General features: G+C 68.2%; 23 protein-coding genes and 1 tRNA gene. 17 read left to right on the top strand and 7 right to left on the bottom strand.

The annotated features are described in order from the left end of the window. Positions 1-12: 12 nt before the first annotated feature. Genes HQQ79_RS14125 through HQQ79_RS14115 form a run of 3 tightly spaced genes read right to left on the bottom strand, consistent with a single transcriptional unit; the run spans position 13 to position 2567 of the window. Positions 13-261, bottom strand: coding sequence for a MoaD/ThiS family protein (locus HQQ79_RS14125; RefSeq protein ID WP_173035058.1), 249 nt, complete (start codon positions 259-261; stop codon positions 13-15). Between the two features lie 3 nt (positions 262-264). Beyond that, the gene (moaA, locus tag HQQ79_RS14120) at positions 265-1317 is read right to left on the bottom strand and encodes a GTP 3',8-cyclase MoaA (RefSeq protein ID WP_173035057.1); all 1053 of its coding nucleotides are present in this window, start codon (positions 1315-1317) and stop codon (positions 265-267) included. A 5-nt stretch (positions 1318-1322) separates the two neighbouring features. Then, a complete protein-coding gene (locus HQQ79_RS14115) occupies positions 1323-2567 on the bottom strand; it encodes a glycosyltransferase family 87 protein (RefSeq protein WP_173035056.1) in 1245 nt (414 codons plus the stop codon). Between the two features lie 69 nt (positions 2568-2636). Between HQQ79_RS14115 and HQQ79_RS14110 the strand changes: the two genes are divergently transcribed. The 4 genes from HQQ79_RS14110 to pheA are packed head-to-tail and all read left to right on the top strand — an operon-like array spanning position 2637 to position 6260. Then, positions 2637-4232: a molybdopterin-dependent oxidoreductase gene (locus tag HQQ79_RS14110; RefSeq protein WP_173035055.1), complete on the top strand. Its 1596-nt coding sequence runs from the start codon at positions 2637-2639 to the stop codon at positions 4230-4232. Beyond that, on the top strand, positions 4229-4690 hold the full coding sequence (locus tag HQQ79_RS14105) for a hypothetical protein (RefSeq protein WP_173035054.1): 462 nt from the start codon (positions 4229-4231) through the stop codon (positions 4688-4690). The genes HQQ79_RS14110 and HQQ79_RS14105 overlap by 4 nt, the downstream gene beginning before the upstream one ends. Positions 4691-4718: 28 nt before the next feature. Beyond that, positions 4719-5264 (top strand): MarR family winged helix-turn-helix transcriptional regulator, encoded by a 546-nt coding sequence (locus HQQ79_RS14100; protein WP_173035053.1) that lies wholly within the window; start codon positions 4719-4721, stop codon positions 5262-5264. A 39-nt stretch (positions 5265-5303) separates the two neighbouring features. Beyond that, positions 5304-6260, top strand: coding sequence for a prephenate dehydratase (gene pheA, locus HQQ79_RS14095; RefSeq protein WP_173035052.1), 957 nt, complete (start codon positions 5304-5306; stop codon positions 6258-6260). 159 nt (positions 6261-6419) lie between these two features. Here the strand turns inward: pheA and HQQ79_RS14090 are convergent, their stop codons facing one another. Then, the gene (locus HQQ79_RS14090) at positions 6420-7490 is read right to left on the bottom strand and encodes a diacylglycerol kinase family protein (RefSeq protein ID WP_173035051.1); all 1071 of its coding nucleotides are present in this window, start codon (positions 7488-7490) and stop codon (positions 6420-6422) included. A 56-nt stretch (positions 7491-7546) separates the two neighbouring features. Here HQQ79_RS14090 and serS point away from each other — a divergent pair, with 56 nt between their 5' ends. The 10 genes from serS (at position 7547) to HQQ79_RS14040 (ending at position 17528) form a co-directional block, all read left to right on the top strand. Further along, positions 7547-8812, top strand: a complete 1266-nt coding sequence (serS, locus tag HQQ79_RS14085; RefSeq protein WP_027466078.1) for a serine--tRNA ligase — start codon at positions 7547-7549, stop codon at positions 8810-8812. Further along, positions 8809-9672 (top strand): HAD family hydrolase, encoded by an 864-nt coding sequence (locus HQQ79_RS14080; protein ID WP_173035050.1) that lies wholly within the window; start codon positions 8809-8811, stop codon positions 9670-9672. Before serS ends, HQQ79_RS14080 begins: the two co-directional genes overlap by 4 nt. A gap of 83 nt (positions 9673-9755) precedes the next feature. Then, positions 9756-9840 (top strand) — tRNA-Ser (locus tag HQQ79_RS14075). 1303 nt (positions 9841-11143) lie between these two features. Beyond that, the gene (locus HQQ79_RS14070; protein WP_173035049.1) at positions 11144-12160 is read left to right on the top strand and encodes a Gfo/Idh/MocA family protein; all 1017 of its coding nucleotides are present in this window, start codon (positions 11144-11146) and stop codon (positions 12158-12160) included. Next, positions 12141-13289 (top strand): DegT/DnrJ/EryC1/StrS aminotransferase family protein, encoded by a 1149-nt coding sequence (locus HQQ79_RS14065; protein ID WP_173035048.1) that lies wholly within the window; start codon positions 12141-12143, stop codon positions 13287-13289. Before HQQ79_RS14070 ends, HQQ79_RS14065 begins: the two co-directional genes overlap by 20 nt. Further along, positions 13286-13795, top strand: coding sequence for an NUDIX hydrolase (locus HQQ79_RS14060; RefSeq protein WP_139179084.1), 510 nt, complete (start codon positions 13286-13288; stop codon positions 13793-13795). The genes HQQ79_RS14065 and HQQ79_RS14060 overlap by 4 nt, the downstream gene beginning before the upstream one ends. Next, complete coding sequence (locus HQQ79_RS14055) at positions 13792-14973, top strand: glycosyltransferase (RefSeq protein ID WP_173035047.1); 1182 nt, start codon at positions 13792-13794, stop codon at positions 14971-14973. The genes HQQ79_RS14060 and HQQ79_RS14055 overlap by 4 nt, the downstream gene beginning before the upstream one ends. A gap of 101 nt (positions 14974-15074) precedes the next feature. Further along, positions 15075-16196 (top strand): hypothetical protein, encoded by a 1122-nt coding sequence (locus HQQ79_RS14050; RefSeq protein ID WP_027466093.1) that lies wholly within the window; start codon positions 15075-15077, stop codon positions 16194-16196. Positions 16197-16449: 253 nt separating this feature from the next. Next, positions 16450-16968 (top strand): GNAT family N-acetyltransferase, encoded by a 519-nt coding sequence (locus HQQ79_RS14045; protein ID WP_254066264.1) that lies wholly within the window; start codon positions 16450-16452, stop codon positions 16966-16968. Beyond that, positions 16965-17528, top strand: a complete 564-nt coding sequence (locus HQQ79_RS14040) for a GrpB family protein (RefSeq protein WP_173035045.1) — start codon at positions 16965-16967, stop codon at positions 17526-17528. Before HQQ79_RS14045 ends, HQQ79_RS14040 begins: the two co-directional genes overlap by 4 nt. Before the next feature lie 17 nt (positions 17529-17545). Here HQQ79_RS14040 and HQQ79_RS14035 read toward each other — a convergent pair whose 3' ends face one another. Next, positions 17546-18241 (bottom strand): SDR family oxidoreductase, encoded by a 696-nt coding sequence (locus HQQ79_RS14035; protein WP_173035043.1) that lies wholly within the window; start codon positions 18239-18241, stop codon positions 17546-17548. 84 nt (positions 18242-18325) lie between these two features. Here HQQ79_RS14035 and HQQ79_RS14030 point away from each other — a divergent pair, with 84 nt between their 5' ends. After that, a complete protein-coding gene (locus HQQ79_RS14030; RefSeq protein WP_173035041.1) occupies positions 18326-18787 on the top strand; it encodes a helix-turn-helix domain-containing protein in 462 nt (153 codons plus the stop codon). 14 nt (positions 18788-18801) lie between these two features. Further along, positions 18802-19311 (top strand): hypothetical protein, encoded by a 510-nt coding sequence (locus tag HQQ79_RS14025; RefSeq protein WP_146247963.1) that lies wholly within the window; start codon positions 18802-18804, stop codon positions 19309-19311. Positions 19312-19368: 57 nt separating this feature from the next. Here the strand turns inward: HQQ79_RS14025 and HQQ79_RS14020 are convergent, their stop codons facing one another. Then, positions 19369-20382: a LacI family DNA-binding transcriptional regulator gene (locus tag HQQ79_RS14020; RefSeq protein WP_232536521.1), complete on the bottom strand. Its 1014-nt coding sequence runs from the start codon at positions 20380-20382 to the stop codon at positions 19369-19371. A 76-nt stretch (positions 20383-20458) separates the two neighbouring features. After that, positions 20459-21742, bottom strand: coding sequence for a Gfo/Idh/MocA family protein (locus HQQ79_RS14015; protein WP_254066311.1), 1284 nt, complete (start codon positions 21740-21742; stop codon positions 20459-20461). Positions 21743-21940: 198 nt separating this feature from the next. Between HQQ79_RS14015 and HQQ79_RS14010 the strand changes: the two genes are divergently transcribed. Beyond that, positions 21941-22915: a carbohydrate ABC transporter permease gene (locus HQQ79_RS14010; RefSeq protein ID WP_228516654.1), complete on the top strand. Its 975-nt coding sequence runs from the start codon at positions 21941-21943 to the stop codon at positions 22913-22915. Positions 22916-22956: the final 41 nt, after the last annotated feature.

Raw genomic sequence — 22956 nt, 5'->3', positions numbered from 1 at the left:
CAGCCGCCGAACTCAGCCGCCGGCGAAGGGCGGCATGACGTCGACGACCTCGACACCGTCGAGCGAGGTCGCCCGGTCACGCGTGGTCACGCCGTCGACCAGGTACGAGCAGCGCTCCTGCAACGCACTCCAGCGCGCAGGGTCCGCCATGTCAGCCGCGTCGATCGCGCCGAGGGCGGCCTCGATGGTGGGGCCCGTCGTGGTCAGGGAGTCGACACCCACGGCAGCGCGGGCAGCGGCGAAGAACCGGATCGTGGTCATGCCTCAGCCGCCGATCGCACTCATGCCACGCGTCGGGTGCACGAGCTCGTCGCTGTCGTCACCGTGGTCGCGCGGCTTCGCCCACATCGCGAGCCGCCAGAGCTCGGCGACCTCGTCGTCATCCGCCCCGGAGCGGATCGGCCCGAGCACGTCGGTCTCCTCGTCGGAGAACAGGCAGCTGCGCACGTGCCCGTCGGCGGTCAGCCGGGTGCGGGTGCAGTCGGCGCAGAACGACTCGGTGATGCTCGCGATGATGCCGACGGTGCCGAGGGGCTCGCCGGTGACGGCGTCGTGCACGCGGTACCGCTCCGCCGGGGCACCGTCGCGCGGGGCGTCGTCCGGGGTGAGCACGAACGACGTCGCCAGCAGCGCGCGGATCTCGGCGGCGGTGATCATCGAGGTGCGGTCCCAGGCGTGGTCGGGGTCCAGGGGCATCTGCTCGATGAACCGCAGCTCGTAGCCACGCTCCAGGCACCAGCGGAGGAGCTCCGGGGCGGCCTCGTCGTTGATCCCGCGCAGCAGCACCGCGTTCACCTTGATGTCGAGTCCGGCGTCGTGCGCGGCCGACAGTCCGGCGATCACCTTGTCGAGGAACGGGCGGCGGGTCACGGTGGTGAAGACGTCGGGATCGACGGTGTCGAGCGACACGTTCACGCGCCGCAGCCCGGCGTCGTACAGGCCCTGGGCGCGGTGGGCGAGGCCGATCGCGTTCGTGGTGAGCGACAGCTCCGGTGCGTCGGGCAGCGCGGCGCACCGGGCGATCACGTCGACCAGGTCGTGCCGGAGCATCGGCTCCCCGCCGGTGAACCGGACCTTGCGGACGCCGAACCGCGACGAGCCGATCCGGACCAGCCGCTCGATCTCGGTCGCCGTCATCAGGGCCTCGTCGGGGGCGAACGGCAGCCCGGCCGCGGGCATGCAGTAGGTGCAGCGCAGGTTGCAGCGCTCGGTCAGCGACACCCGCAGGTCGACGGCGCGACGCCCGAAGCGGTCGACGAGCCCGGCGGGAGCCGGGTCCACGGAGCCGGTCGTGCCGAGCAGGATCGCGGGTGCCATGGTCGTCAGCGTACGTGTTCCACGCGCCGGAACGACAGCCGCTCCCACCACCGTCGCCACTCCGACCGCTCCGTGCGCAGGAGCGTGACGACCACGATGACCACCACGGCCGCGAGCAACCACCACCGGTAGGCGTCCGCCGACGGCCACACCCCGCGCAGCGCGATGGCGAGGCCGATCGACAACCACTCCCACCGCCCGGACAGCACCACGAACGGGATGAGCAGCAGGGCGTACCAGGGGTAGCGCGGCGTCACGGCGAGGAACGTCACGCCGATCATCAGGACCTCGCCCGACCACGGCCGCGCCGGGTCGGACAACCGCCACGCCACGAACGCCGCCAGCAGCACCAGGAGCCCCACCACCAGGGTCGCAGCGTCGCCCTTGACCACGAGCGACACCAGCGCGAACCGGGAGCCGTCCTCGTAGCCCTCCTCGTTCAGGTAGCCGGGCAGGTACCCGAGCACGTCGAGCCTGGTCGTCAGCACGTAGGGCACGTAGAGCAGCCCGAACACCGCGATGCCGATCGGGATCGCCCACCAGGCCCGACCGCGGCCGAGCAACGGCGGGTACACGATCGCCGGGATGAGCTTCGTCGCGGTCGCGGCCCCGAGCGCGATGCCGCCCCAGATCGGCCGGCCGAACGCGACGAGCACGACACCGGCCGTGGCGAGGGCGGCGCCGACGACGTCGACGTGCGAGTTCGTGACCGCCTCGGACGCGACGAGCGGCGACCAGGCCCAGAGCGCCGCCCACCAGGTCGGACGGCCGATCCGGCGGAGCACCAGGACGAGCCCGACGGTCACACCGAGCGACACGAGCAGCCCGGCGACCTGGAACGGCAGGTACTGCGCGGTCGCCGGCACGAAGAACCGCACCGCGGCGAACCACAGCTGCGCCATCGGCGGGTAGATCGTCGTGACGTCCGGCCGGTTGATCGCGGTGCAGTGCCCGTCGGCGCCGTCGCCGAGCCCGCGGAACCGGGGCTTCAGCGGATCGCACGTGCCGTCCACCTTGTCGGGGAACAACCAGTCGGGTCGGAGACCGGACAGTGCCGCGGACTGGGGGGTGTGCGCGTACGGTGAGACTCCGGCATGCTGGACGATGCCGTCCCACGCGTACCGGGCGGAGTCGGTGCTCGTGTTCGGCGGTCCGACCAGCGCCGCGATGCCGATCACCACCGCTCCGCCGATGACCATGGTGGTCATCCACCGGACGGGCACGAAACGCACCGCGAGCACGGCGATCACGAAGACGGTCCAAGCGATCAGCGTCCACGCAACGAATGCAGAACGATGGCCCGATCGGAGGAACCCCAGATGCGTGACGCCGACGGCGATGACGCCCGACAGGGCGAGTACTCCCACGACGGCCAGCACCGTGCCGATCCGGACGGCGGTGCCGTCGGCCAGGGACGGTCGGAAGGCACGCAGTCGGTCGCTCATGGTCCGTCGAGGCTATCCGGCCTCCAGCGCCTGCTGCACGACGGACGAGCAGCTCTGGAGTCCCCCAACCGCAACGCCCGCTCGGCGGTGGTGCTCGGGCGTCTGCTCGGCATCGCGTTCCTGATCTGCTTCGGCACCGGGATCTACAGCCACCTGCTGCAGGAACCGCTCGGCTGGATGCGGTTCCCGACCCGTCCGACGCAGCTGTACCAGTTCACGCAGGGCCTGCACATCACGACCGGGATCGCGATCATCCCGCTGCTGCTCGCCAAGCTCAACACCGTCATGCCCGCCCTGGTGCAGGTGCCGCCGGTGCGCGGCGTGCTGCACCTGCTCGAGCGGCTGTCGATCGCGGTGCTCGTGTCCGCGTCGATCATCCAGGTCGTCACCGGTCTGCTCAACACGTACCAGTGGTACCCGTGGCCATTCCCGTTCCGCCAGGTGCACAACGCGATGGCCTACGTGATCATCGGGTCGCTGGCCATCCACATCGCCGCCAAGCTGCCGGTCATCGCGCGCTACTGGCGGAAGCGCGACTCCTACGACGCGCACGGCCGGTTCATCGCGGACCCCGCGTCCGGCAGTGAGCTGCTCCCACCCGGCCTGGAGGCTCGTCCCGCGTCCGCCCCGCACGCTGCGGTCGCCGAGACCACCGGGTCCACCGCCCCCGGCCTGCTGGGCCGCGTGTTCCGCTGGATCGACGGCGTCGACGCCGCCCCCGCCGGCGCCGAGTCCCGGCCCACCGGACCGGACGCGGCGCAGGGGGCCCGCGAGGTGTCCGAGGAGCCGGGTCCCGGCCAGCCGACGGCCGACGTGGGGGAGCCGAGCCGGGCCTCCAGGCCGACGCCGGACGCAGCCACCGGACGACGCCAGCGCATCGCCCGACGAGGGTTCTTCGCCGGCGTGACGGCGGCGAGCGTCGGTGTCGTCGCGCTCACGGCGGGGCAGTCCTCGAAGCTCGCGGAACCGTTCAACGTGTTCGGCGCCCGCGGCCGCGGCATCGGCGCGAACGGACTGCCGGTGAACCGGACCGCGCGTGCGGCCGGTGTGCTCGCCAGCGCGACCGCCGCCGACTGGACGCTCACCGTCGTCGGCCACGACGTGAGCCGGACGTTCGTCCGGGCGGAACTCGTCGCACTCGGCACCGCGCAGGTCGACCTGCCGATCTCGTGCGTCGAGGGGTGGAGCCAGATGGCGACCTGGAAGGGCGTGCGGATACGCGACCTGCTCGACGCCGTGCAGGCGCCGCAGGGGTCGCACGTGCGGGTGACGAGCCTGGAACGGCACGGCGGCTACCGGATCATGGACATGGGACCGGAGTACGCCGAGGACCCGACGACGCTCATCGCCCTCGAGCTGAACGGTGCGACGCTCGACCTGGACCACGGGTTCCCGGCGCGGATCATCGCTCCCGGGCGGCCCGGTGTGCTGCAGACCAAGTGGATCGAGAAGATCGAGGTGCTCCGGTGAAGGCCGCGCGGATCGTGCTCGTGGTGATCGGCGTGCTGGTCATCGCGTTCGGGGCGTACGTGCTCGTGACGTCCGTCAAGCCGAACCGCATCGGCGGGCTCGGGGTGTGGCTGCTCGCGGCGGTGGTGCTGCACGACGCGGTCCTGTCCCCGTTCGTGGTCGGTGCCGGGTTGCTGCTGCGTCGGGCCGGACGCTCGCTGCGGGCCTGGGTGCTCGTCGTCGTGCAGGCGGCGATCGTGCTCGGCAGCGTGCTCGCCCTGGTGGTCCTGCCGGAGATCGCTGCGAAGGACCACGGGCAGAAGAACCCCACCGTGCTGCCGTTCGACTACGGCACGCGGCTGCTGCTCGTCGAGGGGGCGCTGCTCGTCGTCGTGGTGGTGGTGCTCGTGGTCGGAGTGGTGCGGTCGCGTCGCGCTGGCGGTTCGTCCGGTTCGTCCGCCGTGCGCAGCACTGGTTAAAGGGACAACCTTTCGGTATGATCAGGTCATGACCGACGAGACCCCGTGGCTCACCCGCGAGCAGCTGCGCGCGTGGATGAAGCTCGTCGCGGTCATGGAGCTCCTGCCGGCGGCGCTCGACCAGCAGCTGCAGCGCGACGCCGACCTGACGCACTTCGACTACATGGTCATCGCGATGCTCTCCGAGACGGACACCCGGACCCTGCGGATGTCGGCGCTCGCCTCGGCCACGAACGCCTCGTTGCCGCGGCTGTCGCACGTGGTGTCCCGCCTCGAGAAGCGTGGGCTCGTGACCCGGTGCCCGTCGACCTCCGACCGCCGCGCCACCGACGTCCGCCTGACCGACGCCGGGTACGCCACCATCGTCGAGGCAGCTCCGGACCACGTCCGCACCGCCCGCCGGGTGGTCATCGACGCGCTCTCCGACGAGCAGGTCGCGCAGCTCGACGGCATCGCGGCGTCGCTCCTGACGCGGCTCGACCCCGAGGGACGGTTCGCAGCGCTGACCTACCCGCGCGAGGACGACGACACCGCGATCTGCGAGCAGCGACTGATGGGTGCGACGACGGACTGAGGCCGCCTGGCCGCCGCGTCCCTGCAATAGGCTCGCCGCATGACCGACCCCGCCGCGCCGTCCGACACGTACTCCTACCTCGGACCCGCCGGCACGTTCACCGAGGCGGCCCTGAAGCTCGTCGAGGCCGCCGCCGGCAAGCCCTGGCGGAGCGTCAACAACGTCGGTGAGGCCCTGGACGACGTCATGTCCGGCCGGTCGATCGGTGCCGTCATCGCGATCGAGAACAGCGTCGACGGCGGAGTCAGCGCCACGCAGGACGCCCTGGCCCGGATCCCCGGCGTGCGGATCGTGGGGGAGTACCTGGTCCCCGTCGACTTCGTGCTCGTCGCCCGGCCCGGCACGACGTTGGCGGACGTCCGCACCGTGAACGCACACCCGGTCGCCTACGCGCAGACCCACAACTGGCTCGAGGAGAACCTGCCCGGCCACGGGCACATCCCGGCGTCGTCGAACGTCGCCGCGGCCCTCGCCCTGCTCGAGGCGAACCCCACCGCCGACGCCGCCGTCGCGCCGCCCGGCATCACCGACCACCACGACGTCGTCGTGCTCGCGTCGTCCATCGGGGACAACGCCTCGGCGGTCACCCGGTTCGTGCTCGTGTCGAAGACCCTCGCCCTGCCCGAGCCGACCGGCGCCGACAAGACCAGCGTCATCGTCGAGCTGCCCGCCGACCACCCCGGCGCCCTGGTCGACATGCTCGAGCAGTTCGCGACGCGGGGCATCAACATGGGGCTGCTGTCGTCACGCCCGATCGGTGACGAGCTCGGCCGCTACCGGTTCGTCATCGACCTCGACGGGCACGTGCGCGACGAGCGGGTCGCGGACGCGCTGCTCGGCCTGCGTCGGTTCAGCCCGCGCGTGACGTTCCTCGGGTCGTACCCGCGCGCCGACGGTGCCCGCCCCGAGGTGCCCGCGCGCTACTCGGACGCCGCGTTCGTCGAGGCGCGGGACTGGTTGCGCGCGATCGTGTCGGGCGAGCCCGGGGCGCGGTAGCTCGGCGCGGCGCTCCGCGGTGCCGTGACGCCGTGTGGTGCGAGGTTCCGTAGTCGGTGAGAGCCCGCGGCCCTCGCACGGACTACAGAACCTCGCACGGAGCGACGGAGCGACGGAGCGACGGAGCGACGGAGCGACGGAGCGAGCGACCGGGTCGGCTCAGGGCACCTGGCGCGAGCCGTGGCGGTCGTCCGCCGGGTCCGGCACGCGCACGGAGAGCCCCATCGGGTCGATGCGCGAACGGAAGGCGATGACCTCGCCCACCGGGTCGCCGTCGATCTCGAACTCGTCGGGCCGCTCGAGCCGCGCCGTGAACTCCTGCCCGCGCAGGTAGCGCAGGGGGCGCTCCTCGCGTGAACGCGACACGATCTTCTTGCCGACGGCGGTCTTGCCCAGGTTCGACCGGCGGAACGCCCGCAGGATCCCGTTCTCCCAGAACACCCGGGCACCGATCCGCACCCAGCCGAAGAACCCGCGAGGACGCATCACGGCGATGTCGAACACGCCGTCGTCGATCTCGGCGTCGGGCAGCAGGATCGCGCCGGCCTGGAGCATCCCGCAGTTGCCGACGATGAGCGAGTGCGCCCGGAGCGAGTGGTTGCCGTCGTCGTCGAGCTGGTAGCGGAACTCGAACGCGTTGGCGTCGCGCACCGAACGGAACAGCGAGTCGACGTAGGCGAGCCAGCCGACCTTCTTCTTCAGCTCGGGGCGGGTGTTCACGAGCATCCGGGCGTCGAGCCCGAGGCCCGCCATCACCAGGAAGCCGAAGCGTTCGCGCTCGCCGCCGGGGCGCTCGACCTTGAGCATGCCGAAGTCGATCTTGCGGTCGTCGCCGTGGAAGATCGTCCGGACGCTCGCGGCCAGGTCGTCGAGGGGGAGCTTCATGTTGCGCGCGAGCAGGTTGCCGGTGCCGCTCGGCAGCAGCGCGAGGGTCGAACCAGACTCGTGCACGACCTCGGCGACCGCACGGACCGTGCCGTCACCGCCGGCCGCCGCGACGACGTCGGCACCGGCCTCGATCGCCGCGCGGGCCATGCCGCCGCCCGGGTCTTCCTCAGAGGTCTCGAACCACAGGGTCTCGGCCCAGCCGGCCTGCTGCTGGTGTTCCGCGACCGTGCGCTGGAGGGTCGGCAGGTGGACCTTGACCGGGTTGTAGACCACCGCGGCCGTCCGCTGCTCGGTGGGGAGGGCGTCCTGGTCCGCGGGCGCGGTCTCCGAAGGGGTCGACATACGTCCACGCTACCGATCGAGGCTGCGTGCGGTTGCCCCCGTCTAGGATGGGGCGGGTGATCGATCCACAGCTGCTTCGCGACAACCCGGACGTCATCAAGGCTTCACAGCAGGCGCGTGGTGCCTCCGTGGCCGTCGTCGACGAAGCCGTCGCCGCCGATTCCGCCCGCCGCAGTGCGATCACCTCGTTCGAGTCGCTCCGTGCCGAGCAGAACGCCTTCGGCAAGACCGTCGCCAAGGCCCCGAAGGACGAGAAGGCCGCGCTCGTGCAGCAGGCCCAGGCCCTCGCCGCGAAGGTGAAGGAGGCGCAGGCCACCGTCACCGCGGCCGAGGACACCTTCAACACCGTCGTCCGCGGTATCCCGAACGTCGTGCTCCCCGGGGTGCCCGAGGGCGGCGAGGACGACTTCGTCACGCTCCGCACCGTCGGCACCAAGCCCGAGTTCGACTTCGAGCCGAAGGACCACGCCGACCTCGGCGAGCACCTCGGCATCATCGACATCCCCCGCGGCGTGAAGGTCTCCGGCTCGCGCTTCTACTTCCTGCGCGGCATGGGCGCCCGGCTCGAGATCGCGCTGATGTCGCTCGGCCTCGACCGTGCGATCGCCGCCGGCTTCGAGCCGCTCATCACCCCGACGCTCGTCCGCCCCGAGACGATGGCCGGCACCGGCTTCCTCGGTGAGCACGCGGCCGAGGTCTACCGGCTCGAAGCCGACGACCTGTACCTGACCGGCACGAGCGAGGTCGCCCTCGCCGGGTTCCACGCCGACGAGATCCTGCCGCTCGAGGAAGGACAGGCCCACCGCTACGCCGGCTGGTCGACCTGCTACCGCCGCGAGGCCGGTTCGGCGGGCAAGGACAACCGCGGCATCCTCCGCGTGCACCAGTTCAACAAGCTCGAGATGTTCGCCTACGTCCACCCGGACCAGGCCGAGGCCGAGCACGAGCGCCTCGTCTCGCACCAGGAGCAGATGCTCCAGGACCTCGGCCTCCACTACCGCGTGATCGACGTCGCCGCCGGCGACCTCGGCACGAGCGCGGCGAAGAAGTACGACATCGAGGCGTGGGTCCCGACGCAGGGCACGTTCCGCGAGCTCACCTCGACGTCGAACTGCACGACGTTCCAGGCCCGCCGTCTCGACATCCGGTACCGCACCGAGAGCGGAAAGACCGCTCCGGTCGCCACCCTGAACGGCACCCTCGCCACCACCCGCTGGATCGTCGCGATCCTCGAGACGCACCAGCAGGCCGACGGTTCCGTCGTCGTGCCCGAGGTCCTGCGCCCCTACCTCGGTGGCGTCGAGGTGATCGAACCCCGATGAGCACCCAGGGACGGTTCGTGGACGGCACCTCGCAGGGCGCGGGCACCGACGCGCCCGCCCGCACCAAGCGCTGGCTGGTCGCGCTCGACATCGACGGCACCACCATGCGCGAGGACGGTGTCATCACCGAGGCAGTCGTCGCCGCCGTCCGTGACGCCGAGGCCGCCGGCCACGAGGTCATGCTCTCGACCGGCCGCAGCGAGGGCATGACCGTGCCCCTGCTCGAGACCCTCGGCATCCGGCCGAAGTACCTGGTGTGCGCGAACGGTGCGCTCATCCTGGCCCGCCGCGCCGACGGCTCCTACGTGCGCGAACACGTCGAGCGGTTCGACCCGTCCGAGGTGCTGCAGACCATCCACGGAGCGCTCGAGAACGCGGCGTTCGGCGTCGAGGACGAGACCGGTCACTTCCTGCTGTCCGGCAACTTCCCCGACGACACCATGACCGTCGAGGGCGAGCACGTGCCGTTCGAGCAGCTGCTCGGCGTCGAGGCCACCCGCGTCGTCGTCATCTCGCCCGGCCACGACACCGAGGACTTCCTGCAGATCGTCGAGCAGATGGGCCTGCACAAGGTCTCGTACTCCGTCGGATGGACGTCGTGGCTCGACATCGCTCCCGAGGGCGTGACGAAGGCCACCGCGATGGAGCGCGTGCGCGAGTGGCTCGACATCCCGCGTTCCCGCGTCTTCGCCGCGGGTGACGGCCGCAACGACATCGACATGCTCCGCTGGGCCTCGACCTCCGGTCGCGGGGTCGTCATGGGCCAGGCCCCCGACGAAGTCGTCGACGCCGGCAACGAGCTCACCGGCGGCATCACCGACGACGGCCTGGCAGCGGCGCTCGACTCCCTGCCCCGCTAGTCAGCGCTCGCGCGCACCCCTGCCTGGAGGCCCGGGTAGACTTCCCGGGACGCGATCACGTCTCGCCACGTGGTCGCGTCACTGGAGGGTTGTCCGAGCGGCCGATGGAGCCTGTCTTGAAAACAGGTGGGCAGAGATGTCTCGTGGGTTCGAATCCCACACCCTCCGCGGCGGCCGTTCGGAGTCCGAACAGCCCAAGAACGTGCTAGCGATCCACCACTGTTCGCGGCTGCGCTGCGATTGCTTGCACCTTGGTCCATGGACTCTCGGTAGGAGCTCCTGCCAACGTCTTTCTCCAACGATGAGCAGCTGCCCGTGCTGACTCATCGATGCGCAGCGAGTCCAGTCGAGCGCGGACTCCCCGCCAATCGGGTCGGACGGTGCCCGCATCGTGTGCCGCCCACGACGTCTCACCGCTGGTCTCGATGATTTGAGCAAGCCCGAGGCGCCGGAGGGCGTGCGCATTCGCCAACCGCTCGGGGCTTCCCCCAGGCAGGACAACCCCGGTGAGGCCGAACTGAAGGAGCAGCAAAGTTGTGCCGTGGCCGCCGTGAAAGACCACGCTGTCGCACGAAGCAAGTACATCGTCGGAGGCCAGCTCCAAGCAATCGACACCGATCGCACGTAACGTCCGCGCCAGCGGCGTCGGGGGCGTTCGCCCCCACGCCACGGACAGTGACGGGCCGAGATCAGCGAAAGCGCCAAGAAAGGCGTCCACGTCGTCGGACTCGGGAACGACGCCGTAGAAGAGCGTTCGATGGCCGTCTGGCGACGTTGGACCAGAAGGCGTCTGTCGACCCGTCAACGGTCCGAGGTACGTGACCTTCCCCCTGAAGCCCTTCGGTACCTGATCGATCTGCGGCACACTCGGAACACCAACGCCGCCTACTGCCAAGAGTTCACGGCCGTCGACGAGTCGCCCTGCGCCGAGTGAATCCGCCATGTCTGTCCAGATCTGCTCGGACGCTCGCCCGGCGTACCGGTGCCCGGGAAGATGCAGCGATTGGAGCACGGACGTCACGGGTATGCCGAACCGCGCCGCGGCCGATCCCACTGATGGGCGACCGTCGTGCACCGCGAGGTTTGCGTTGAACGCTCGCAGCGTGCTCGCGTCCCATTCGACTGACAAGGAAAAGTACGCCGGGTCGGTCCAGCGGTCCCAATAACCGGCCGAGATGAGACCCTCTGGGTACACGACGGGATGCACACCGGACCGTGCGACGAGATCGACGTGCTTCTGAGTCGAGACCGCCATCGCGCACGAATGGCCGGCTTCGTTTGCTTCACGCGCGATATGCAGAAGTCGGCCGACGTGCCCGTTCCCGCCACCCCAAGGGAAGAATAACACCCGCAAGGGAATCCCTCCGTTCCTCGATTCGTCGAGAACTGATTCGATGCGAACCGGAGCTCATGCTAGCGTGCCCTGATGGGGGTACGTTGTGGTACCTTCACTGACCACGAGGGGGACTCAATGGCGAGTATGAAAAAAATTGCGGTGATCGGGGTTGGTGAGCAGGCCTGGACGAATCTCGTGCCCAGCCTCGCGACCATACCGAACGTGCGTATCGATTGGGTCTGTGACACCGACCCGGTCGCGCGCTCCCGAGCTGCGGAGAAGTTGAAAGCAGTTCAATTCGGATCAGTTGAAGAGCTCCTCGGCTCAGTTACACCGGATGCACTGATCGTCGCGTCGACTCCGACAGTGCACCAGCGTGTTCTGGAAATGGCTATCCCGCGCGGGATCCCGACGTTCGTCGAGAAGCCTCCTACGTTGACGACGAGTGGCCTTCAACAACTCCTGCGGCTGAATCGCACGTCGGGTACGCCTACCCGGGTGGGGCTCAACTTCAGCTACTCCGAGCCAGTGCAGATAGCGCTCCAGGCCATGCAGGACGCGGCCTTTGGCAACCTGGCGTACATGCGTATCAACCATCTGAACAACAAACCCGACCAGCCGCTTTGGTTGCAGAACAATCACCGCCGGGATTTTCTTCTATCACAAGTGATCCATGCGTTGGGTGTGGTCTTCGAGGCTGGTGCGCCTGCGAGTGATGACGAGCATTTCACTGCGTACGACAGTCAGGTTGGGGTACTCATGTCACTCAACAAACAGTTCGTGAGCCGACGATCTGGAAACCCCTTCACCTTTGAATTGGTCGCCTCGTCGTCCGCTCCGTTCTTCGATTGGAGTCTCCAAGCAATCTCTGACAACGGTTCGATGATCACGATCAACTCGCTGCTGGAGATCGAGATATCGACTCAAGGAGTCACTCATCCTCTCGGGGTCGGCCCGAAGTGGTGGCGAAGCAGCTGGCGACCGAGTCCGGTGTCGACCGGTCACAGGCGCAATGGCTTCACTCTGCAGTTCGAATCTTTTCTGAACGACAAAACCTCGCATGCTCAAATGGCTCCGACTTTGGCTGCCTGTTTGCCGATGTACGAGTTGATGGACAGGATGGAGGCGGCGAATGTCCTTGAAGCTGCTTGAGAACCGGAACATCGACATCGATGAGCGAGACGTGTCGGCAGTCGTGGCGGCCGTACAGTCAGGAGCGCTCTCGGGAACCTCGCCCCTGGTTCGAGTCTATGAGACCGAGCTCGCTGAGTACTTCGGATCGGCGTTCGCGCTTGCTGTCTCGAGCGGTACGGCGGCATTGCAAGTCCTGCTCTATGCGTACGGCATCGGCCCGGGTGACGAGGTGATTCTTCCACCGACTGCTCCGGTGATGACGGTGCTTCCGATCATCGCTTCGGGGGCGTGCCCGGTGTTCGTGGACATCGCTGCGACGACGTTCGGCCTGGACCTGCGGGGCCTCGAGCTCGCGCGTTCCGCCCGCACTCGGCTGATTGTCACGGTGCCGATGTGGGGATATCCGACGAACGTCGAAGAGGTGCAAAGCCTTGCTTCTGACTGGGCGATTCCAGTGATCGAAGACGCTTCGCACGCGCACGGGACCGTTGAGGGGAACGGGCGACTGGCCGGCCGCACCAGCCATGCCAGTTTCTTCAGCACTCAGGAGCGAAAAATGGTGTCCACCGGAGAAGGAGGCTTCATCCTTACAGACGACGTCGACCTCGCGCGTCGTGTCCGGGAGATCCGTGACTTCGGGAAGATCGACCCTGCCCATCCGTCTCTTGCGGCTCTGGCGGGGACCTACGGGCACGCATTCGGGCTGAACTTCAGAACATCAGCGATCGCGGCGGCTCTGGGAAGGCAGCAATTGCTGAAGCTCGACCGCAAGATAGCGGCAAGGACGGCGAACGCGGCACGTCTCGCTGAGGCAGTTCGTCGTTTGCGCCACGACTACCGACCACGGCCTGTCGAGTCGGGAACGCCGAATCACTACTCGTTGGTGGTCGAGGGGCCCCGTGGTTCCGACGCCACGGGCGTTGGCCGTGTCCTGCACAGTCGAGGCATCGTGTCAGACATCTTCCGATTCGGAGGCGTACCGCTGAACCGCATGCCGCTCTTCGCGGAGTACAGATCCGCTGACACGCCGAATGCGGAACGAGCTCTGGCCGAGTTTGTGACCCTCCCAACGCATGAGGGGTTGACCGAGTCGGACCTCGGCCGGATCGAGCGCGCGATTGAGGAGACGATGGGAACGTCAGCGTGAGCGTAATTGAGGGAATGTACGACTACCAGCGTCACGACACTGCTTCCGGATACGTGACCACGCCGGACCAGGTGCGGCTGTTGCTCGTCGCCCACCGCAAGCTGCGGCGGTGGTTACCTCCGGGAGGGCACGTCGAGGACGGCGAACTTGCACACGACGCAGTCCTCCGTGAGGTTCTTGAGGAGACCGGGGTCGAAGCAATTCACCCCGCAGTCCAGTGGGACCTGCAACTCGGAGGTGTTATTGACGTGCAACTGCCCGCACCGATCGCGGTATCCGCGCAGTTCATCGGACACGGCGACTCTCGAATCGGGAAACCGCATATTCACATCGATCACATCTTTCGGTTGTCCGTGAGAGAAGGCGCGGGTTTGACGACCACCGTCGACCTTGCAGAGGTGGAAGCGTGCGGCTGGTTCACGCGCGCCGAGATCCTCGAACAGATGGACGTCTTCGATGCCACCAGGGCATTCGCGAAGAGATTCATGGACGAGGAAGCGGGATGACGCGCACCGAGGTGTCGGTCGTCATCCCGACCTTCAACCGATCGAGGGAACTCTCCCAGACACTCGAGGCACTCGACAGGCAGACGTCGTCTTCGTTCGAGGTCGTCGTGGCTGACGATGGTTCAAAACTTCCCGTTGTTGATGAAGTCGAGGGGACGTTCTCGTTCCCGATGACGCACGTTCGGCAGGAGCGTGACGGATTTCGACTGGCCGCGGCACGGAACCTGGGGGCGAGCGCAGCGAGCGGCGCGCTCCTCGTGTTCCTTGACTGCGGGACGTTGCCCGGACCGCGGTTGGTGGAGACATACCTTGCAGCAGCAGAGCGAGCATCGTCGGTTGACTTCGTTGCGATGGGGCCAACGTACGGGTATGACGTCGCGCCGCCGTACGCCTCCTACGTCGCAAGGGTCTTCTGCGACGCTGGCGCCGACTTCCAGCCGCATCGCTTCTTCGGTATCCCCGGCGTTGCGGACTATCGAGAGCTGGCCCTCGCAGCCGCAGTTCACCCTGCCGAAATCATGATGCCGTGGCGCTTGTTCTGGGGCCGTAACGTAGCGGTGGCTGCGACCGCCTTCTCCAATGTCGGCGGATTTGACGAGAACTTCAGGAGCTATGGAGTCGAGGACATCGATCTCGGATACCGTCTTCTTGCCTCCGGATGTCAGGTCAGGTGGGAACGGGCGGCCTGGGCTTTGGAGATTCCTGAAGTCGCTGATCTGAGCTCGACGCAAAAGGCGGCCGAGAACGATAGCAATCTCCGGGCGATGCAACGGAAGTACGACGATGTGTGGGTGGAGTTCTACCGCGCAGTCCGTCCCTCGGCCCGGAGCGAGCAAGTCGAAGGCGAGCTCCTCGAAGCGGAGCTTCGACGGATGACGCCGTGCGCTCCGTTACGACGCACGGAGCCCGGCCCGGAGCGGATTGTCTACTTCGGTGTCCCGGAGATTCCGATTGGCGCTGACGACGTGGTCCTCGACCCATGCGTCCACCGCAGCCGTTCGGAGCACGACCCCGGTCTCGTCTCGTCTCTCGGCATGGCGACTCTCTTCAACGAAGGTCAATTCGATCGGGCAGTCATAACGCAGCGGTTCAGACCACTCCTTGCCCATTGGTCTGAATTCGTGACCGCGGAGGCCTCACGACTCGCTCATCGAGTCGATCGGACAGGTAGCCGATGAGGCGCGGAGAGGGGGAACAAGGTCACGAGCAGGCACCTGCGCCAAGCCCATCGGGTCGCCCGGGATCTCGGCCCTACGAACTGGTTCTGCTCTTCAACGCGATGTTCGGAGGGCTCACGGCCGTCGGACTCCCACTCGCCTTGAACAGTGCAGGCCTCTCGAAGGCCGCCATAGCCGTGTTCTTCGTGTCCAATGCGTTCGTGGCAGTGTTCTACAACACTGTGCTCGTCCCGAGGATCCGCCGGGCGGGGTACCCGCGGCTGGCGTTGATCGGAACGCTCTGCTGTGTGCCGGTCGGGACTCTCCTCGTGGCGCGCTCGGCGGACCAGCCTGAGGTCCTCTACACCGGCGGAGTGCTCATGCTCTGCGTGAGTGCGGTCGTGCCCCAGATCTTCGGGCGAGCTGGAACTGCCCTGGGTGGAGAGATCACGACGACGATGGTCCTGCGGTTCAGGCGAGTGCTCATCGCGGGCTACATCGCCGGTCTCCTCCTGTACAGCGTCTGTGTAGCGCTGCACCTGGACCCTCTTCTCGTAGCGGCACTCGTCGCGAGCCTGTGCCTGACCGGACCGGTGTCCTCAGTGTTTCGAGGCAAGGTGGCTCCGTCGCCTAGGGCTTTGGGGGAGGCGACGCGCTCACCGCTTCGGCGTCCGCCAGCATTGGTGGTCTGCGCCGCGCTGGTCGTTGTCGCTCTACTCAAGTCGGTGGACACTCTTCGAGGGCTCTACCTTCCTTTGGTTGCGGCTTCCGGTGGTATCGAGCCGTCACTGATCTCGGCGAGTTTCATGGTCGGGTCACTGCTGGAGTTTGCGATGCTGCCGATTCTCGGCATGCTTATGCGACGGCAGGGATCTGCTCTCGCCTCCGTCGTCGTCGCTAGCGTTTCCATCGCCGTGTTCGTCCTGATGGCCTCATCGACCGGCATCTGGGCACTCTTCATCGTGCAAGCTCTCTACTCATTCGTCGGAGCCGGATTCCAGAGTGTCGGCCTGTTGCTGCTCTCTGACGTTCGAGGGTCGGATGCGGGGGCTGGGGCGAGCGCGTACATGGCGGTGACGCAGGTGGGGACGGTTCTCGGCGCATTGTTGCCGCTCGTGGTGCCGGGGTACTCCCCGGCAATCTTCTGGCTAGCTGCGGCGATGTCGTTTGGAGCGGCCGCACTCGGCTGGGTGGTGCACTCGAGATCTGGCGCATCGAGGTCGGTCTTCGGCAGTGTGAGCTGAATCAAGAGTGAGGAGACCTCGATCACCTGGGGGATCCACGATGCCTTCAAGAACTCACCTGGAGGCGGACCGATCGGAGGTCGTCGAGCACCTAAGCGGGCTCAGAGGACCGCCGTGCCACAGAGCCCTTGCCGCTACCGTGATGTAACGCACACCTCGCTGTCGTCCGGATGCAGTCCCCACAGGGGATGACGCCGACTGGCGGGATCTCTCTGCACAGACCGATTGGTGAACCTCCGCGATGGACACACGGTTGCGCCCACTCCGCCTCGACGACGCGGCCGTCCTGGCTGCGGTCATCACCGAGAACGCCGACCACCTGCGACCGTGGGAACCGGCGCGAGCGCCGTCGTACTACACGGAGTCCGGGCAGCGGGACGTCATCACGCAGGCCCTCGCCGCGCAGCGGGCCGGCAACGCGGTGCCGTTCGTCATCGAGTCGACCGACGGGGAACTCCTCGGCCGGATCACGCTGAGCGGTGTCGCCCGCGGTGCGCTGCAGTCGTGCGCGATGGGCTACTGGATCCGCTCTGACCGCACGCGCCAGGGCCACGCATCCCGCGCCGTCCGCGCCGCTGCGGCCCACGCGTTCGACGTGCTCCGCCTGCACCGCGTGCAGGCCGAGACGCTGCCCGAGAACGTCGGCTCGCAGCGCGCACTCGAGTCTGCCGGCTTCACCCGCTACGGCTTCGCGCCGGAGTACATCAAGATCGACGGGGTCTGGCGCGACCACGTCATGTTCCAGCTCCTCGCGCCGACGCCGGCCCCGTGATCGAGGTCGTCGAGTACCGACCGGCATGGCCCGAGCGGTTCCGGCAGCTGCACGATGCGTACGCCGCCGCGCTCGACGACGCCGACGTGCCGTTCCGGAGCATCGAGCACGTGGGCAGCACGTCCGTGCCGGGCTTGGCGGCGAAGCCCGTGCTCGACGTCGACGTCGTGGTGGACGCCGATGACGTGCCGGCTGCGGTGGCGGCGATGGCAACGCTCGGATTCGAGTCGCGCGGTGAACTGGGGGTTCCGGGGCGGCAGGCGTTCCGGGCTCCGGAGCGCTTCACCCCGACGAACACCTACGTCGTCGCGGCCGGGTCGCTCGCGCTGCGGAACCACCTGGCCGTCCGCGACGTGCTGCGGGCCGACCCGGCGCTCCGCGACGAGTACGCCGCCGTGAAACGCCGGGCAGCCACCGAGGCCGAGGACATCGACGACTACATCGAGCGGAAGAGCGAGGTGCTGGGCCGGATCCTGCGCGCCGGCGGCTTGACCGACGACGAGCGCGCCGCCATCACGGCCACGAACCGTCGGATCACCGACCGCGGCGCGGGCGGCTGATCCGACGGGAGCGAGCCTCAGGCGTTGGCGAGCATCGGGTAGAGCGCGGTGAGCGGGGCGCTCAGGCCGGCACGGACGTCGCGGCTGACCTGGTCGGCCAGGACCTCGTGCTCGCCGGCCTCGACCGCGTCCCAGATCGAACGGACGATGTCGGCGGGGTCGGACTTCTCGACGTCGAGGTCGGCGATCATGCCGGTGTCGGTGTAGCCGAGGTGGGCGCCGACGACCTGGGTGCCCTGGGGTGCGAGCTCGAGGCGCAGGGAGTTCGTGATCGACCAGAACGCGGCCTTCGACGCCGAGTACGCGCCGGCGAGGGCGACCCAGCTCAGGGCGGAGTGCACGTCGATCAACGCGCCGTTGGCGATCGAGGGGGCGAAGGCCTTGGCGACGCGGAGTGCACCGAAGACGTTGGTGGCGAAGATGCGCTCGACCTCTTCGACGGAGACGTCGACGAGCGGGTCGGAGCCGGCGATCCCGGCGTTGTTCACGACGATGGTCACGTCGGCTGCGGCGCGGGCCGCGGCGTCGACGCTCTCCTGGCTCGTGACGTCGAGGGCGAGCGGGACGATGCGCTCGTCGTCCCAGGTGCGCGGGTTGCGGGCGGTCGCGTAGACCTTGGTGGCGCCACGCTCCAGGGCCTGGCGGACGAACTCGGCGCCGAGGCCGCCGTTCGCTCCGGTGACGAGGACGACGGCGTTGGTGAGGTCGGTCATGAGTGCTCCAGACGAGAGAAGTTGAGTACGAAAACCGAACCTAGCACGTTGTGTCCGGAAATCGAACCCAGCTAGGATGAACACATGCTCGGCATCCTCGGCGGCGACGAGCGCTGCCCCATCGCACGCTCCCTCGACGTCCTCGGCGAGAAGTGGACGCTCATGATCGTCCGCGACGCCGTCGGCGGCTCGACCCGCTTCAGTCAGTTCCAGCAGAGCCTCGGCATCCCGCGCGAGGTCCTGACCGCACGCTTGGCCTCACTCGTCGACGGGGGAGTGCTCGAGCGCACGACCTACAAGCCCGAGGGTGCCCGTGCCCGCGAGGAGTACGTCCTGACCGACGCCGGCCGCGACCTGTCGCTCGTGCTGCTCGCCCTCGGCGGCTGGGCCGACCGGCACCGCCCGTCCGAGCGGGCGTCGGACCTGCGCTTCGTCGACGCCGAGACCGGCGAGGCGGTCGAGGCCGCCGCCGTGACGGTGGATGCGCAGCAACGCATCCCGATCGCGCGCCTCCGTGCCGTCATGGAGGACGCACCAGCTTTGTGACGCGGATGTGTGTGATGCCGATAGTCATCGATGTGAGAGAACGAGATCGAATCGAGACCGAGTCCGAGCAGGAACGCTGGGAGCGGTTCATGCCCAAACGGACGAACGGGCGCGTACCAACCGAGGCCGACGTCATCGCGTACTTGCAGGCAGCGAACGACGCGGATCTGCGGCAGAAGGTCCTCGGAGAATTGCGAGATCGGTCTCAGCTCGGTCCGGGCATGTTCCTGCAGCTGCTTGGGGCGGGGACGGCGATGTTCGCAGTCTTGGCGACGACGGCAGCATCGGTCATCTCATCGATTGCGGCATCGGATTCCGAAACCGCCTTTGAGTTCAGCATCGTGTTCTACGTGGCGATCGTCACCGCGACCGTGATTCTCTTCGTGGTTTGTTTCCTGAGCGCCATCGTTCGGCAGCTGAAGTCGAGGGTCGCTGCCGTATGGCTGGCCGCCTACGAAGAGGCGGAACGCAGGCCATGGTGGAAGCGAGTGCGGAGCAGCATGTCGGTGAACGCGACCAGCTGACGGCCAGGAGGCCCGCGGCGGCCCCGCCCCGCGCCTCCAGTCCGCTTGTCGGGTGCGTCAGCGACGCACGTCGCACCCGCAGCTCGCGCCGAGGACCAGCTCGGCGGGGACCAGGTCGCGGTGCCACTGGTTGTCGGCGTCGAGGCCGAGCACGCGGTCGACCGCGGCGACCGCCATCGTCTCGATCGGCTGCCGGACCGTGGTGAGCTGCGGGTTCGTGTAGTCCGCCTCGGCTGCGCCGTCGAACGACACGATCGCGACGTCCTCGGGGACGCGCAGGCCGAGTTCCCAGAGTGCACGCATCACGCCGATCGCCTGCATGTCGGAGCTGACGAAGACGGCTCGGGGGCCGGTCTCGTCGGCGAACATGCGGAGGCCGGCTTCGTAGCCTCCGCGCCGGGTGAAGTCGGTGCGGACGATGGGTCCGTCGGGCAGGCCGGCCTGGCGCAGGGCGCGCATCCAGCCCTGCTCGCGGAGCTCCATCGAGCCGGTGTGCCCCATCACGAGGCCGATCGAGCGGTAGCCGTGCTCGACCAGGTGCTGCGTGCCGTCGAGGGCGCCGCGCAGGGCGTCGACGCCGATGCTGGCGTACTCGGGGACCTCGAAGAACGTGTTGAGCAGGACCATCGGCAGACCGGGGTCGGTGACGGTCGACAGGTCCGGGTGGGTCATGATGCTCGTCACGATGATGCCGTCGACCTGGCGGGCGGACAGGCTGCGGAGCCGTTCGCGTTCCTGGGCGGCGTCGCCGTCGCTGTTGGCGAGCAGGACGTCGTAGCCGCGTGCAGCGGCGGCGTGGGTGACGGCGACGGCGAGCTCGGACCAGAACGGGTTGTCGAGTTCGGGCACGATCAGTCCGAGCATCTTCGACGAGCCGGTGCGCAGGGCCTGGGCGCTCGCGTTCGGGCGGTAGCCGAGGACCCGGATGGCCTCGCGCACCCGGGCGGCGGTGGCGGCGGCGACGGGGCGCGGTCCGTCGTGCACGACGTAGCTGACGACGGAGGTGCTGACCCCGGCGTAGCGGGCGACGTCCGCACGGGTGACCGCCCTGGGGTTCGTCGGGACGGTCACGGCAGCCACCTTCGTCGGGTCCGGGAGCGTCGTTCGGGTGCCGGCCCACGACGGACCGGCACCCGAACGACACGTGTTACTCGGACGCGATCGTAGCCGACGGTGCGGCTCCGGCCGACGTCGGTGCGCTCGTCGGCGTCGCGCTCGTCGCCGCGGCGCTCGTCGTCTCGGGGGCGTCCCCGAAGTCCGGCACGTCGAGGCGGGCGCCGCCCTGCAGCGCGGACTGGTGGGCGATGATGCCCGGGAGGGTGAAGCGTGCGGCGGTCCAGGCGTTCACCGGCGGCAGGGTCCGGTCGACGACGGCACGGACGAAGTCGTCGGCGAGGAACTGGTGGCTGCCCTCGTGTCCGGTCGGCACACCGTCGTACTCGGCGGGCAGGCGGTCGGTGTCGTGCACCTCGGCGTAGCCGGAGACGAACGCGTCGCGCAGGGACGGGTCGACGTCGGCCAGGCGCGGGTCGTCGAGGGACATCGTCGCCTGGGTGTCGATCTTGTCGCTGATGTCGTACGAGTCCTCCTTGTCCTGCCAGACGCTGGTCTTCGCGAGCTGCTCGAAGCTGGCCTCGGTGCCGAAGTAGCGGAACCGTGACTCGCGGATGTGCGACGGGTAGCCGACGCGACGCATCTCGTTGATGCGCATGACCCCGCCGTTGTCGAGCTCGAACAGGGCGGTGGCGTTCGAGAAGTCGTTGTCGAACTGACTGACGTCCTTGTCGAAGACGCCGTCACCGCGATCGTCCTTCACGCCGATGCAGCTGACACTGACCGTGTGCCCGGGGATCGCGCCGAGGACCCCACCGACCGAGTGCGTCGGGTAGAGCATGGGCGGGTAGCTGGCGGTGCGCTTCCACTCGTCGCCGCCGCTGTACTGGTACGCGGCGTAGAAGCCGAGGTCCATGTCGTGCACGTAGTCACCCTCGGCGTAGAACACCCGGCCGAAGGCACCGGCGGCGACCTGCTTGCGGGCGAACACGGTCGCGGGGTTGTAGTAGCTCGTCTCGCCCATCATGTAGGTCAGGCCGGTCTCGCGGACCGCCTGGATGATGTCGCGGATCTCGTCGACGGAGATCGCCATCGGCACAGCGGAGTACACGTGCTTGCCGGCGCGCAGGGCCTTGACCACGAGCGGACCGTGGGTCCAGCGCTGCGTGAAGATCGCGACGGCGTCGACGTCCGAGGCGAGGACGGCGTCGAAGTCCGGGAACGTGCCGTCGAGGTGCTGCGTCTCGACGAGTTCGGACGCGCGCTCGCCGACGAGGTCGGTGACGTAGACCCGGTCGACGTCGGGGTGGAGCTTGAACAGCTTGGCGAACTGGGGGGCGAACTGGCCCGCGCCGACCATTCCGACAGAGATCATCAGTGACCTTTCCAGGGTGTGGGATGCGTCGCCGAGCGGGTCGCTCCGATGCGATCGAGCGCCATCCTGACACACGTTGTCTACACGTGACAACCCCCGCTCACAGCCCGGAAACCCACTCTTGCCAGCGGTGATCCCCACGTGTAGATTCCCGGCTCACGGACTGCTGTACGTCAGTCCACCGCAGACGAAGGAGTCGCGATGGCAACCGAGAGCCCTGTGTCGTCACCCTTGACGACCGCCAGCACGAGACGGAGGAGTCGGTCCGCCGACCTCGCCCGTGCCCGCACCACCGCACCACGGCGCCGCCCCAGGAACGACCTGTGGCTCGCGCTCGTCTTCATCGCCCCGGCAGCCGTCGGGTTCGCGGTGTTCCTCGCCTGGCCGACCGTGCGGGGCATCTACCTGAGCTTCACCTCGTACAACCTGCTCACCGAGCCCGAGTTCACCGGCCTGCAGAACTACGCCCGCCTGGTGCAGGACTCGATCTTCTGGCACTCGATGGTGGTGACCGTCGAGTACGTGCTCATCAACATCGTCATCCAGACCGTCGTCGCGCTGTTCATCGCCGTGATGATGCACCGCCTGACCAAGTCGACCTTCGTGCGCGGCATCGTGCTCGCGCCGTACCTGGTGTCGAACGTCGTCGCCGCCCTCGTCTGGCTCTGGATCCTCGACACCCAGCTCGGCATCGGCAATGAGATGCTCGCCGCACTCGGGCTCGACCGCATCCCGTTCCTGCAGAGCGACGTCTGGGGCATCCCCTCGATCGCGCTCATCAACGTCTGGCGGCACGTCGGCTACACGGCGCTGCTCATCTTCGCCGGCCTGCAGTCGCTGCCGGAGACCGTGTACGAGGCCGGACGCATCGACGGTGCGAGCGAGTGGAAGATGTTCTGGCGCATCACGGTGCCGCTGCTCCGCCCGATCCTGTCGCTGGTGCTGATCATCACCGTGATCGGGTCGTTCCAGGTGTTCGACACCGTCGCCGTCACCACGCAGGGCGGCCCCGCGAACGCCACGAACGTCGTACAGAACTACATCTACAACCTGGCGTTCGGCCGGTTCCAGTTCGGCTACGCGTCCGCGGTCTCGGTCGCGCTCCTCATCGTCCTCAGCATCATCACGATCATCCAGTACCGCCTCACCCGCTCGGGTGAGTCCGACCTGGACTGAACGGAAGCGCCATGACCACGACACTCACCCGTTCCGTCACC

The organism is Curtobacterium sp. VKM Ac-2852 (assembly GCF_013205045.1).
Taxonomy (GTDB): Bacteria; Actinomycetota; Actinomycetes; order Actinomycetales; family Microbacteriaceae; genus Curtobacterium; species Curtobacterium flaccumfaciens.
This window is presented reverse-complemented; position numbering and strand designations above follow the sequence as displayed.

Coding starts and splice junctions, on each gene's coding strand:
- HQQ79_RS14070 (WP_173035049.1), top strand. CDS start 11,144: ATGGCGAGTATGAAAAAAATTGCGGTGATCGGGGTTGGTGAGCAGGCC.
- HQQ79_RS14025 (WP_146247963.1), top strand. CDS start 18,802: ATGCCGATAGTCATCGATGTGAGAGAACGAGATCGAATCGAGACCGAG.
- HQQ79_RS14050 (WP_027466093.1), top strand. CDS start 15,075: ATGTTCGGAGGGCTCACGGCCGTCGGACTCCCACTCGCCTTGAACAGT.
- HQQ79_RS14035 (WP_173035043.1), bottom strand. CDS start 18,241: ATGACCGACCTCACCAACGCCGTCGTCCTCGTCACCGGAGCGAACGGC.
- HQQ79_RS14110 (WP_173035055.1), top strand. CDS start 2,637: ATGCGTGACGCCGACGGCGATGACGCCCGACAGGGCGAGTACTCCCAC.
- HQQ79_RS14055 (WP_173035047.1), top strand. CDS start 13,792: ATGACGCGCACCGAGGTGTCGGTCGTCATCCCGACCTTCAACCGATCG.
- HQQ79_RS14010 (WP_228516654.1), top strand. CDS start 21,941: ATGGCAACCGAGAGCCCTGTGTCGTCACCCTTGACGACCGCCAGCACG.
- HQQ79_RS14080 (WP_173035050.1), top strand. CDS start 8,809: ATGAGCACCCAGGGACGGTTCGTGGACGGCACCTCGCAGGGCGCGGGC.
- HQQ79_RS14090 (WP_173035051.1), bottom strand. CDS start 7,490: ATGTCGACCCCTTCGGAGACCGCGCCCGCGGACCAGGACGCCCTCCCC.
- moaA (WP_173035057.1), bottom strand. CDS start 1,317: ATGGCACCCGCGATCCTGCTCGGCACGACCGGCTCCGTGGACCCGGCT.
- pheA (WP_173035052.1), top strand. CDS start 5,304: ATGACCGACCCCGCCGCGCCGTCCGACACGTACTCCTACCTCGGACCC.
- HQQ79_RS14100 (WP_173035053.1), top strand. CDS start 4,719: ATGACCGACGAGACCCCGTGGCTCACCCGCGAGCAGCTGCGCGCGTGG.
- HQQ79_RS14030 (WP_173035041.1), top strand. CDS start 18,326: ATGCTCGGCATCCTCGGCGGCGACGAGCGCTGCCCCATCGCACGCTCC.
- HQQ79_RS14065 (WP_173035048.1), top strand. CDS start 12,141: ATGTCCTTGAAGCTGCTTGAGAACCGGAACATCGACATCGATGAGCGA.
- HQQ79_RS14125 (WP_173035058.1), bottom strand. CDS start 261: ATGACCACGATCCGGTTCTTCGCCGCTGCCCGCGCTGCCGTGGGTGTC.